Here is an 11,844-nt window from a genome sequence, read left to right as displayed (position 1 = left end):
GTACCGGTTGCGCCGGCGTCAGCGCCGGAAGGATGGATCAAGATCGAGACGGTACACGGCCTCGCGCGGTCGATCGCTGTCGCGGGAGCCCCACAGCACATGGACCGCGATCTGGTCGCCGCTTGGACTCCAGGCCAGATCGCCGACGTAGGTGTGGCCCAGGCTGTGGTCCGAGGTCGGGTCGTTGAAGAAGGTGAGCCGGCGCTTGTTCGAGCCGTCCGCGTCCATCAGCCAGAGTTCGCGGCGGACGGTGGGCGGCACCGTCTGGTTGGACTCCGTGCCGCGGATCTCGGCGTTGGAAGTGAAGGCGACGTGCCGGCCCGTGGGCGACAGGCGTGCGAACTCCTCGGCGCCACCGCGCGAGTGGGAGAGGCGTTCCGGCTCGCTGCCGTCGAAACGCAGCCGGTAGAGGTCGAGCGTGTCGGGCGACTGCCCGGGTTCCAGGTTCGCCGCGATCAGGGCGCCGCGATCGTCGGGCGTGTAGCCTTGGGGCACGATCAGCGCGTCGGTGGGAGCGGGATGGGACCTGATCTTCTTCAACTGCGCGGCGCCGACCCGGTTGACCTGGAACCGGGCACTGCGTAGCTGCCAGGCGCCGTAGCGTCCCTTGCGTGCCTTGACCCGTTCGCTCCACACCAGCCGCTCGCCGTCGAAGGAGAAGTGGGGGTCGAGCGCGGCCGTCCCGCTGGCGGCGAAACGGGTCAGCATCGTGAAGCTCTTCCCCTGGCGGTCGATGTCGTAGAACTCGCTGTGCAGGGCGCGGTCGGGGGTCAGGAGCTGCAGCGGATCGGCCACGAACTTGAGCCGCTTCGGATGGCTCTGGACCTGGACGATCAGCCGCTCCCCGGCGGCGTGCCAGACCGGGTTGAGCACGTTGTCCTTGCGCAGCGCGTACATATCGCACGTGAGGCAGCGTTCGGCGAGTCGATCGGTGGAGGTCACGTAGACGTCGTAGCGGCCGTCCGCTCCGGCCTTGTCGTAGGCCAGCCACTCGCCCTGGCGGGACCAGTCGACCCGAGCGCCGCCCTCGATCCAGCGCTCGATGCGGATCACCGGGCTGGGCTCCGGATCGGCGGCCGGCGTCGGGACGGTCAGGCCGGCCAGCAGGATGCAGATCAGGCGGAAACCGACCATCGTCGGAAGGCTAGCAGCGGGTGGCGCGTCAGGTCAGTTCGAAGCGGTACCGACGAGCGAGCGTTCGGCCCGCTTGCGGGGGACCTTCGGCTGTACCTCACGCGGCGCCGCGGGTTTCTGCCACTCCGGGAAGAATTGCCGGTACCAGCGCCGCAGCCGGACGACAGGCCCGTCGTCGCGGCAGAGCGTGGGGTGGGTCGTGTAGGTCTTGTTCTCCCAGATCTGGATGTCGTGCTGCCACTGGGAGATCCAGTTGCCGACGACATACCACACGAGCAGGCGCGGCATCCGGCGGTCGGCGAACCAGTGGAAGTCGACCTGCTGCTCGAGCGGCCCGACCGGAAGGTGGGTCTGCACGATCTCGACCTCGCCGGCGTCGGGGACCGTGATCCTGAAGTTCACGATGCTGGCCGGGCCGGTGCAGGCGACCCGGGCGCTTGCCCGGGTCCGTTCGAGACGGCGGCCCCGAAGTTTGAGCACGGTCTCGTCGAGGAAGTACAGCCTCCAGGGCCGGTCGTCGTCCAGTTCCCAGCCCGGCCTGTGTTCGAGCTGGACGCCGGGGACGGGGATCTGCGTCCACGGGACCGTCATCTGGCTGTGGATGTACTTGAAGTGGGCGAAGTCGGCCGTGTTTTCGAGGAACTCGACGATGTGCATGCGAACGCGGCCAGCGTCGTGGTGCCCGCGGTAGACGAAGCTCCCGTCGTCGACCTCACGAATGCGGGGAACCGGGTAAGGGACGTCGTCTCCGGCCCGCTGTCTCGATCCAGCGGTCCGGTGATAGAGGAAGATCTGCCCGTTCACGTCCTGGACGGGGAAGCTCTCGGCCGCGACGCGGGACGGCACGCTGTCGCTGTAGGGCACGCAGGCCGCCCGGCCGTCGCCGGTGAACTGCCAGTTGTGGAACGGGCACTCGATGCGGTCCTCGCGGACGCGGCCATGCCGGAGGTTGGCGCCCAGGTGTGGGCAGAACGCCTGCATCGCGTGCACGTCGTCACCGTCTTCGCTCCGCCACACGACCACCGCGCGGCCGAGGCACTCCAGGTAGCGAATCTGCCCGCGCCGGAGCGACTTCGAGGTCATCAGCCGGTACCAGCCGTCCGGGTATGGGTGGGGATAGCTGGCGAGGCGCAGGTCGTCGGACGTCGGCGGTTCCCGGCGCCTTGAACGGCGAGTCCTGGAGCCCATGATGGACCTCCAGCCGCTACGACGGGACCGAGCCGCCCGGTTTGCGCGCGTGGATCAGGAAGGACGGCGTGAAGATCCCCGCCACGCCGGCCTCGACGAGGGAGTCGGCCGCGACGTTGAGGATGCGGGCGGCCTCGCCCGTACCGGCGGGCGCGATGCGCAGCAGCTCCAGCAGACTGGTCGCCCTGGCCGTGAACCATCGGCCGGCGGGAATCCGCCCGAGTGACGCGAGCGAAAGGTCTCGCCCCTGGAGCGACCGGTACCAGGGCGTGTCCGGGTCAACCTCGGAGGCCTGGTCCTTGGCCGAGAGAACCTCGAAACCAGCCTCCTTCATGGCGTGGACCTGCTGAGAAGTCGTGAGCAGGTTGGGCACCGCGTTCGTCAGCTCGACGCGGTCGCGGATGTCCCGATGAGTGGGGTCGTTCGCGTCGAAGCGTTCGGTGAGACACCACTCGGTCAGAGCGATCTGCCCGCCGGGCCTCAACAGCCGATGGAACTCCCTGAAGCAGCGATTCTTGTGGGGTGCATGGCAGATCGCTTCGTACGAGTAGGCCGCGTCAAAGTGGCCGTCGCCGAGAGGCACGTCCATGAAGTTCGCGAGCAGGAAGCCACGTGTGTCCTGAAGACCCGCTCTGCGCACTGCGCGTTCGGCTCTCGCGATCTGTTGCGCGTTCAGATTCAGGCCGGTGATGCTGGCGCCGCTGGTCTTCGCGATGTTGATCAGCGGTCCTCCGACGCCGCACCCGAGATCGGCGACCTCGGTACCCCGCCCTAACCCCAGCATCTTGGCCACCTCAGCCTCCTGGCGGCGCTGCGCGGCGTGGAGTCCTTCGCCGGACCGACGAGGCGCGAAGTGGAAGGACTGACCCCAACCGTATTCATAGAACCTGGTGACGACATCGTAGAAACGACTCACCATCGCCGGTTGATCGCGGAGGGCGCGATCTCCGTCTTCCTGTGTCGCGACGAACTCCCTGATCTCGAGAAAGTCGTCGAGCGCCTCCCTCAGGCTGCCGCCGCTGTTGGCCGAGACGGGTCGGCGATTCGGGGTTGCTTCCGTGCCGCGAGTGTCGATGCGCGCTGGCTCTGCCATGGGGCTCCCTTCAGCCTCGGCGCCGGTCCGTGATTCGGTTGGAACAGGGTTCCGATAGCTAGCCGGACAACGTGCCGATCAGTCTATCCGGTCGGCTGCTAGCGTCTTCCGGCTCATGCGTCGGTTTACGGCACCCGCCCTCATCGCGCTCTGGATCGTGGGCTCGGCGCCCTTCCTGGGCCGGCTGACCCGGTGGATTCAGGAGGAGGTCGACCGTTCGCTCCTCGTGATCGTTCCGACGATCCTGTTCTGGGTCGCCGCGGCGGCGTTCGTGGTCTGGGTGGTGCGTTCGGCACGACGCCTGCGATGGAAGAACTGGATCGCGATGGCGCTCGGTCTGCTGTGGGCGGCGGTCCAGGCCACGGCCCTGGCCCGCGGCCGTCCTGAAGAGTCCGCACTCGAGCGGATGCACCTGGTGCTCTACGGCGTCGTCGCTCTGCTGCTCTACCGAGCCTTCCTCCGTGGCGGCCGGTCGGCGATAGCCGCAGCCTTCTCGGCGGCGGTTCTGACCTCCCTGGTTGGTCTCACGGACGAGTTCATCCAGTGGCTCGTATGGACCCGCGTCGGCGACTTCTACGACTGCCTGCTCAACGCTTCGGCCGCCGGCTGCGGGGTCGTCTCCGGTGCGGGCCTCTTCGGGTTCGACTTCCGGGTGCCCGCCACCGGCGAACGCAAGATGATCGCCGTCCTGTGGCTCTGGTTTGTCGCCGCTTCGTTCCTGCTCGTCGACCGCACGAATCTCGGCCGCCTCATCGTGGACCCGGAACTCGGCAGCTTCCGCAGCTACTACACCGCCGGCCGGCTCGAGCACCTGAACGAGGACCGCCGCGACCGCTGGCCTGAGGAGCCGCCACCGGTACCGCCCTTCCAGCCCTGGCAGATCCAGGACCACTTCCTGAACGAAGCCACCTGGCACGTCCAGGCCCGTAACGAAGCCTTCGACGCCGAAGACTGGCCCACCGCCGCCGCCGAGCAGGCGATCCTCAGCCGCTACTACCCGGCCGTATTGGAGGAAGTTCGGAATCCCGACGGCAGCTTGCGGCACGCTTTCCCGATGGACCGAGTCCAGCGCCTCCAACAGGAGGGTGCTGCTCCCGTCCCCACCTACGAAAGCCCCGCCGGCGCCAGCCGCATCTGGGTCCTTCCTCCCTTTGTTGCACCCGGCCTCGTAGTCGCCCTGCTCGTCGTGCCTGTCGTTCTCATCGCCGGCCGCCCCAGGGCAGCACCAGCGTCGCCCAACGACTGACCTGGTTCTCCACGCGCCGCAGTCCGACGCCGTCCAGTCTGCGCGGGGGTCCGGAGGGGAGGGTCCCAGCGAGGCTGTCGGCAAGCGACGCCCAGCGACATCTCAACGTCCGACGCCCAACCGGAGCGAAGCCGACCGCAGCGAGCGCCAACCTCCCCACTACTCAGGGAGCGCGAGCGGCCGCTGGGACCCTCCCCTCCGGACCTCGGCGCAGACGGGTGACTCGCTTCGCTAGTCGCAGCCCTCGCGGGTCTCCTCGATCAGGCCGTCGACGACGGCGTTCAGGTCGCCCGCCGCGGCCCGCTTGAGCTGGCGGTCGGCGCTGGTGCCATCGGCGAGGATCGTGTGCACGTACTCGGCTTCCTTGCGGACGCCGAGTTCGTCGAGCACGTCGTCGACGAACTCGAGGAGTTCCAGGGTGAGGAACCGGAGCGGCACCTCCTCGCCCTTGCCGAAGTCGATCAGCTTGCCGTCGATGCCGTAGCGCATGGCGCGCCACTTGTTCTCGTAGATCAGGTGGCGCGGATAGCGGCGCCACGCCTGGTTGTTCCTGCGCAGGCGGATCAGTTTGGCCACGATCGCCATCAGAAGCGCGGTGAGGCACAGCGCCTCGTCGATCTTCGTGCAGACGTCGCAGACTCGAAACTCGATCGTCGGGAACTTGGGATGCGGCCGGACATCCCACCAGATCTGGGTCGGCTCCTCGATGCACTTCGTCTGCACCAGGACGTTCACGAGCCGCTCGTACTCGGGGTAGGACCGGAGAGACGGTGGCAAGCCGGAGCGGGGAAGGCTCTCGAAGATCACGGACCTATAGGACTTGAGTCCGGTGTCCCGCCCCTGCCAGAGCGGCGAACTCGTCGACAGCGCCAGCAGATGAGGCAGGAAGTAGAGCGACTGATCCATCACGTCGATGCGCAGTTCCTTGTCCGGCACGCCGACGTGGACATGCATGCCGAAGATCAGCATCCGCCGGGCGACGTCACCGAAGTTCTCCTGCAGCTTGATGTAGCGCTGGGCCTCCGTGACGTCCTGCTCCTGCCAGGCCGAGAACGGGTGGGTGCTTGCGGCTGCGATGCGGAGGCCGTTTCTCGACGCCAGCTGGGCGATCGAGCGCCTCAGCCGGATGAGTTCCTGGCGGGCCTCGTCGATCGAACGGCAGACCTCGCTGCCGACCTCGACCTGGCACTGCAACTGCTCCGCCTTGATCTGCTCCTGGAGCACGATCTGTCCCTGTTCCAGGAACTTCTGGATGAAGGGCTTCAACTCCCGGGTTTCGGGGTCGATGATCTGGTACTCCTCCTCGATGCCGATCGTCAGCTCGGGGAGCTTGGTCTGCATAGCTCTCTCCTGCTCAGGGTGAAGCCGTGTCGTCTGGAACGAACCAAGCGTATCCGCCGGGCTCCGGGCACCTGCCTCTGATACCGTGCCCAACGCCATGAGCCGGCTCGCGACCAGGGCCTCGCGTCCGCTCTCTCGCAGCTTGATTGCCGGCTGCCTTGCCCCCGCGCTCCTGCTCGGACTCGCCTGCCGGGGGGGAGAAACGGCAGTCGGGACGACCGCGCCGGTCCCGGACTGGAGTCTCGACGGCCAGGCGAGAGCGGCGGAAGGGCGGCATGGGATGGTGGTGAGCGGCCACGGTCTGGCTTCTGTAGCCGGCGCCCGGATCCTGGAGCGGGGCGGCAACGCGGTCGACGCCGCCGTCGCCGTCGGGTTTGCCCTGGCGGCCGTCCTGCCGGCTGCCGGCAACATCGGCGGCGGAGGCTTCCTGGTCCACCGGTCGAGCGAGGGCGAAGTGCGGGCGCTCGATTACCGCGAGAAGGCGCCTGGCGCCGCTACTCGCGACATGTTTCTGGACGACGACGGCGATGTCACGGAGAGCGCGGTGATCGGACACCTGGCAGCCGGCGTTCCGGGCTCCGTCGCCGGCCTGTGGGAGATGCACCGGGAGTACGGTTCGTTGCCGTGGTCCGACCTGGTGGCGCCGGCGATCGAGTTGGCGCGCGGTCACGAGGTCGATGAGGTGCGATCGCGGAGTCTCGAATCCGCGGCGCCGCGGCTCAGCCGGTTCCCGGCGAGCGCTCTGCAGTTCCTGGTCGACGGCGAGGCGCCGCCGCCAGGCGCGATGCTGGAGCAGCCGGACCTCGCCGCCACGCTCTCGGCGATCGCGGAACACGGCCCGGACGGCTTCTACCGGGGTCGGGTCGCCGACCTGATCGTCGCCGAGATGGCGAACGGCGGCGGACTCATCTCGCACCAGGATCTTCTGGACTACGAACCGGTGTGGCGCGAGCCGGTCGAGGTCGAGTACCGCGGCCACACGATCTACTCGATGCCGCCGGTTTCTTCTGGCGGCCTGACCCTGGGTCTGATCCTCAACGCGTTGGAAGGCTGGGATCCGCTGCCTCCGTTCGGGAGCGCCGAGTTGATCCATCTGGAGGCCGAGACGATGCGGCTCGCGTTCAGGGACCGCAACACCCTCCTGGGCGATCCGGACTTCGTCGACATTCCGCGCGCGCAGTTCGAGTCCCAGGACTATGCGGACGGGTTGCGGTCCCGGATCGATCCGGAGCGGGCGCTGCCGTTGCCGCCGATTGAGGTCGCGCCTCCTGCCGAGAGCACCGAGACGACCCACTACTCCGTGGTCGACCGCTGGGGCAACGCGGCGTCGGTCACGACGACGATCAATAGCGGTTTCGGCAACGCGGTCACCGTCACCGGCGCCGGGTTCCTGCTGAACAACGAGATGGACGATTTCGCCGCAGCGCCGGGCCAGCCGAACCAGTTCGGGCTCGTCGAGGGCGAGAACAACTCGATCGTCCCGGGCAAGCGGATGATGTCGTCCATGACGCCGAGCATCGTGCTGGATCCTTCGGGTGAGTTGATGATGGTCGTCGGTACGCCTGGTGGCCCGACGATCATCACGACCGTCTACCACGTGATCTCGAACACGATCGATCACGGCATGACCCTGCAGGAGGCGGTGGAGAGTCCGCGGGTGCATCATCAGGCCTGGCCGGACCAGGTGTTCTACGAGGAAGGCGGTCTTTCCGCCGAGGCGCTCGAGGGACTGGCCGCGCGAGGCCATGAGCTCTTCGAGCGGGGCCTGAGCGGCGACGTGTCAGCCATCCGGGTGGAGGGATCGAGCCTGCTCGGCGTGGCGGATCCGCGCCGGGGCGGCGATGTCAGCGCACCAAGAGGAGACGCGCCCGCGGGCGGGTAGCGGGCCGCAAGTGAACGGCCGGCGTATCTTCGCCGCGGTGACGGTAGGTCACCTGGGCATCGACATCTTCAACAGCATGGGGCCGGTGCTGCTGGCCTTCCTCAGCGTGCCGCTGAACCTGAGCGCGGCCCAGATCGGGCTTGCGGTGGGACTGTTCCAGGTCCTGGCCGGCACGACGCAACCGGCGTTCGGCTGGTTGGTCGATCGGGTCGGCAGCCGCTTCCTTGGACCGTTCAGTGTCGCCTTCAACCTGTCCTGCATGGCGATGGCGGTCTATGCGGCCGCCGCGACGGGGAAGTTCGTGCTGTTCCTCATTCCGTTCGCCCTCGCGGCGGTTGCCTCGGGCGCCTTCCATCCGCTGGGAGTGATGCACTCCAGCACGGTGAACCTGGCCCGTTCGGCCACGTTCACGGCCATCTTCTTCTTCTGCGGTCAGCTTGGGCTGACAACCGGTCCGCCCCTGGCGGGGCTCGCTCTCGATCGGGCGGGGCTCACCGGAATCTACTGGCTGGTGCTTCTGGCGGTACCGGTGCCGGTCTTCATGGCCTTCGCGATGGGTCCGCGGCGACTACATTCGGCGCCCGGCCAGGTCCCGTCCGGCGCGAGTCCGGTCGCTGCCGCCGCGCCGCGCCCGAGTCGCCAACGACCGGTGCGCGCCGGCGTCATCGCGCTTCTGGCTCTGGTGTTCGCCAGCCGCTCCTGGGCCGTGTTCGGAACGATGGGGTTTCTGCCCCTTCTGCTGAGCCAGCGGGGATACAGCTCCTTCACCCAGGGGGTTGCGAGCGCCATGTTCCTGCTCGGGGGCGCCGTGACGGCGGTCCTGGCCGGAGCCTGGGCCGATCGCTGGGGTCGACGTCCGGTCGTCTTCCTGACCACGCTGCTGGGTTCCCTGTTCCTGGCGTTTCTGCCAGGTTCCGGGGGCCTCATCTTCGCCGTTGTTCTGCCCTGCGGAGCCCTGTTGGGGGCGTCGCATTCCATCCTGATCGTCCTGGCCCAGGAGCTGCTGCCCTGGCGCAGGGGTCTGGCGTCGGGCACTGCCCTCGGCTTCCTCTTCGCGACCGGCGGCATCGCCATGTGGGGGATCGGAGCGCTCGCCGACCGTTTCGAACTGGCCGCTGTGCTGCAGGCCGGTGCTGTCGTCGGGCTGGTATCCGCCTGTGCCTCGCTGTTCCTGCCCAGGCGTGAACCGGGCCGGCTGGCGACTGCGCCTGCGATCTCGGCGGTGGTCGTCCTGGCGGTCGCGGTCTCGATGCTGGCCCCGCCGCGACCGGCGCATGCCCAGTTGAACGGCGAGATCAACGGCCAGGTGCGGCACGAAGAGACCGGTGCACCCCTGCCCGGCGCGGAACTGCGAATCACCGGCGCGCAGTTGTACAGCCCAAGGATCGTGCATGTAGGTGTGGGCGGCAGCTACCGGGCTCCCGGACTACCGCCCGGCAGGTACAGCGTGGAGGCGAGCGCCGAGGGCTTTGTCACCTCCGCGGTAGAGAACCTGATCCTGGTCACGGCGGGGGTCCTGCGGGTCGACTTCGATCTTCGCGCGGGCGGCGCCTCGAGTCTCGACCTCGTCTCGTCGCCGTTGCTCGACGTGGTGACCGGCAGCGACGGCAACGTGCTGGCCGGAGGCGACCTGCGCGAACTGCCGGGCTCGACGGCGGCGGTGAACCTGGATCTCGCCGGCGGTCTGGACGCCGTTGCCGGTGGTCTGGCGGTCAACGGCTGGCCGCCCGGGCTCGCCAACTATCGGATCGACGGGCAGGAGACGGCGATCGATACGCGCAACGTGACCGCGGTCGACGCGCACTGGGTCGATCAGGTGCGTGTGCGGACAATGGACTTCGCTGCGGCCCTGGCCGGCCCCCACATCGACCTGATCACCCGTACCGGTGACACTGCCTGGCGAGTCAACGGCGGTCTGTCGGCGGTCGAACCGCTCGACAGTGCCCGGAGACCCGCCCTGCGCCAGATCACGGGCGAGCAGGCTTCCTTCGGTGGCACCGATACCAGGAGCATCTCCGGCGAAGAGGCGTACGCCTTCGTTGGCGGACCCCTTCGCGACGAGCGGGCGCGTGCGTTTGGCGGCCATTCCGTGGGGCGCGCGCGGGGCGTCTTCGATCTGTTCCTGGCCGGGGCGCCGTTGACCTGGCAGGAGACGACGGATCTGTCGGTGGGCAAGCTGGACTGGTGGGCCGGATCGGCCAGCAACCTGAGTCTGAAGCACCACTCGGGAGCCACGGAGCTCGACGGCCGCCGGCCGGCGCTGATGGTCCTCCCCGACGCGGATGGCGGAGAGAGCAGCCTTTCGAGCCACCAGACGACGAGCTTGAACGTGGAGTGGGGAATCACGGATCGACTCTGGCTCCGCGTGTTCGGCGGCCGTTCCGACCTGCGTGACCGCGCCGATCCCTGGCAGGACGCGGGCGCCTACTTCCTGGCGCCTGAAGGTGATCTCGCCGCGGGCTCGCTGTCCTCTCGGGCCGCGGGACCGGTGAGGCGGTCGGCGGCGCGCCGGAACTGGGCCGTCGAACCATCGTTCTTCCTGTTCGACCACACGCTGGAGGTCGGTGTTCAGACCGCCCGCGGCTCCCTGCAACTGCTGCGTTTCGATCATCCAGGGCGGTTGCTGCGCGTTCCGGGAGGCCGCATGCCGGACTGGAGCGCCGCGCCTGTCGGAGCGGCCGCGTTGCGGCAGGAGAAACGGGCCCTCTACGTGCAGGACGCCTGGCGCCTACCCGGTGCGTTCGACCGGCGCTTGACCCTGCATCTCGGATTGCGCGCCGAGGAAGAGTCGACCGGGCCCATCGAGCTGGGCTTTGATCATCGTACGGAACCGCGGCTTGGCTTCGTTTGGGATGTCACCGGGCGCGGTAAGTGGAAGTTCTACGGCGGTGCTGCCTGGTCGCACATCGACGTGTTCCGTCCCATGGCCGGATTGGCAGGCATCGACGGAGTGGCGGTTCTGCAGGCGGCCGACTATTCGGGTTCAGCCCTGGTCTTCGAGCATGCTGCCGTAGACCCCGACCTGCGCCCCGGGAGAGTGCGGGAGGTTCAGTTGGGAACGAGATACCAGTTCCTGCCGGACGTCACGATCTCCGCACGACTCGCCCGTCGCCAGCTGCGCGACGGAGTACGGCTGGTGCCCGTGATGGAAGGTGGCACGGTCGTCCCGACGCTGCTGACGCCGGGGCGGGGCGCCGGGGTCGATCCCTGGGGAGACGCGAGTGCAGGTCTGCCCCGGTTGCGACAGGACTGGTGGGGCGCCGAACTCAACGCGAACGTCGGTAGGCCGTCCTGGCGAATCCACTTTAGCTACCTCCTGAGCCGGCTGACCGGCAATCACGAGGCCGGCGGCCTCGGACTGGAGGCAGCGGGTCCAGGGGCCGCCCACCCGGCGGTCGCGGCGCTCGACCTCTGCTCCTCGCCCGTGCCGTGTGACGTGTTCGACGTCACCGAGGAAGCTCGACGCCTGAGCCCCGACCGGGAGCACCAGTTCTCGGGCTGGCTGGTGCTGACGCCGGGCGCTCGCTGGATGATGGCCCTCGTCTACCGCTTCCGCACCGGTGCCGCTTACGTTCCCCGGACTCTGGCCGTGCGGGTCGACGAGACGAAACGCATTGTCAGCGCAGGACTCGCGCCGTTGCCACCGGCCCCGGAGATGCCGGTGAAGAGTGCGGATCTGAAGCGTGCGGACCTCGCTCTGACCTACCGCATCCCACTGCGCTCCGAGCATCGGAGACTCGCCTTCTTCGCCGAGGCGCTGAATGTCTTCGACCAGGACGCCGCGAACCAGCTCTGGCCGCTCGCGTTCCTCGATCCGATCCTGATCGGTCCCGGCAAGTCCGACCTGCTCGCGGCGGCCGCCGTTCAGGGAGCGAGGCCCGACCTTCGCCAGACGCTGCCGGCGGTCTTCCAGGACAGCCGGCGCGTCCGGGCCGGGGTGCGGCTGCAGTTTTGATGTCC

At 68.4% G+C, this 11,844-nt stretch carries 7 protein-coding genes; 3 read left to right on the top strand and 4 right to left on the bottom strand.

Annotated features, from left to right (window positions below):
- Positions 1 to 18 precede the first annotated feature (18 nt).
- The 3 genes from OXG83_11150 to OXG83_11140 are packed head-to-tail and all read right to left on the bottom strand — an operon-like array spanning position 19 to position 3,415.
- Positions 19 to 1,134: a hypothetical protein gene (locus OXG83_11150; protein MCY3965586.1), complete on the bottom strand. Its 1,116-nt coding sequence runs from the start codon at positions 1,132 to 1,134 to the stop codon at positions 19 to 21.
- Positions 1,135 to 1,167: 33 nt separating this feature from the next.
- Positions 1,168 to 2,322 carry a Rieske 2Fe-2S domain-containing protein gene (locus OXG83_11145; GenBank protein ID MCY3965585.1) on the bottom strand — a complete coding sequence of 385 codons (1,155 nt, stop codon included), beginning with the start codon at positions 2,320 to 2,322 and terminating at the stop codon, positions 1,168 to 1,170.
- A 16-nt stretch (positions 2,323 to 2,338) separates the two neighbouring features.
- Entirely contained in the window at positions 2,339 to 3,415 is a 1,077-nt protein-coding gene (locus OXG83_11140; protein ID MCY3965584.1) for a methyltransferase domain-containing protein, read from the bottom strand.
- A gap of 115 nt (positions 3,416 to 3,530) precedes the next feature.
- Between OXG83_11140 and OXG83_11135 the strand changes: the two genes are divergently transcribed.
- The gene (locus OXG83_11135; protein ID MCY3965583.1) at positions 3,531 to 4,661 is read left to right on the top strand and encodes a VanZ family protein; all 1,131 of its coding nucleotides are present in this window, start codon (positions 3,531 to 3,533) and stop codon (positions 4,659 to 4,661) included.
- Positions 4,662 to 4,892: 231 nt separating this feature from the next.
- Here the strand turns inward: OXG83_11135 and OXG83_11130 are convergent, their stop codons facing one another.
- Entirely contained in the window at positions 4,893 to 6,002 is a 1,110-nt protein-coding gene (locus OXG83_11130) for a carboxylate-amine ligase (GenBank protein MCY3965582.1), read from the bottom strand.
- A 97-nt stretch (positions 6,003 to 6,099) separates the two neighbouring features.
- Here OXG83_11130 and ggt point away from each other — a divergent pair, with 97 nt between their 5' ends.
- Together ggt and OXG83_11120 are read left to right on the top strand one after the other, a co-directional pair.
- Positions 6,100 to 7,884, top strand: a complete 1,785-nt coding sequence (gene ggt / locus OXG83_11125; protein MCY3965581.1) for a gamma-glutamyltransferase — start codon at positions 6,100 to 6,102, stop codon at positions 7,882 to 7,884.
- Between the two features lie 10 nt (positions 7,885 to 7,894).
- Entirely contained in the window at positions 7,895 to 11,839 is a 3,945-nt protein-coding gene (locus OXG83_11120; protein MCY3965580.1) for an MFS transporter, read from the top strand.
- Positions 11,840 to 11,844 lie beyond the last annotated feature (5 nt).

It is taken from the genome of Acidobacteriota bacterium (genome assembly GCA_026707545.1).
Lineage (GTDB): Bacteria > Acidobacteriota > Thermoanaerobaculia > Multivoradales > Multivoraceae > Multivorans.
Note: the sequence above shows the minus strand (reverse complement) of the source record. Positions and strands in the feature narration are given on the sequence as shown.

Coding starts and splice junctions, on each gene's coding strand:
- OXG83_11150 (MCY3965586.1), bottom strand. CDS start 1,134: ATGGTCGGTTTCCGCCTGATCTGCATCCTGCTGGCCGGCCTGACCGTC.
- OXG83_11145 (MCY3965585.1), bottom strand. CDS start 2,322: ATGGGCTCCAGGACTCGCCGTTCAAGGCGCCGGGAACCGCCGACGTCC.
- OXG83_11140 (MCY3965584.1), bottom strand. CDS start 3,415: ATGGCAGAGCCAGCGCGCATCGACACTCGCGGCACGGAAGCAACCCCG.
- OXG83_11135 (MCY3965583.1), top strand. CDS start 3,531: ATGCGTCGGTTTACGGCACCCGCCCTCATCGCGCTCTGGATCGTGGGC.
- OXG83_11130 (MCY3965582.1), bottom strand. CDS start 6,002: ATGCAGACCAAGCTCCCCGAGCTGACGATCGGCATCGAGGAGGAGTAC.
- ggt (MCY3965581.1), top strand. CDS start 6,100: ATGAGCCGGCTCGCGACCAGGGCCTCGCGTCCGCTCTCTCGCAGCTTG.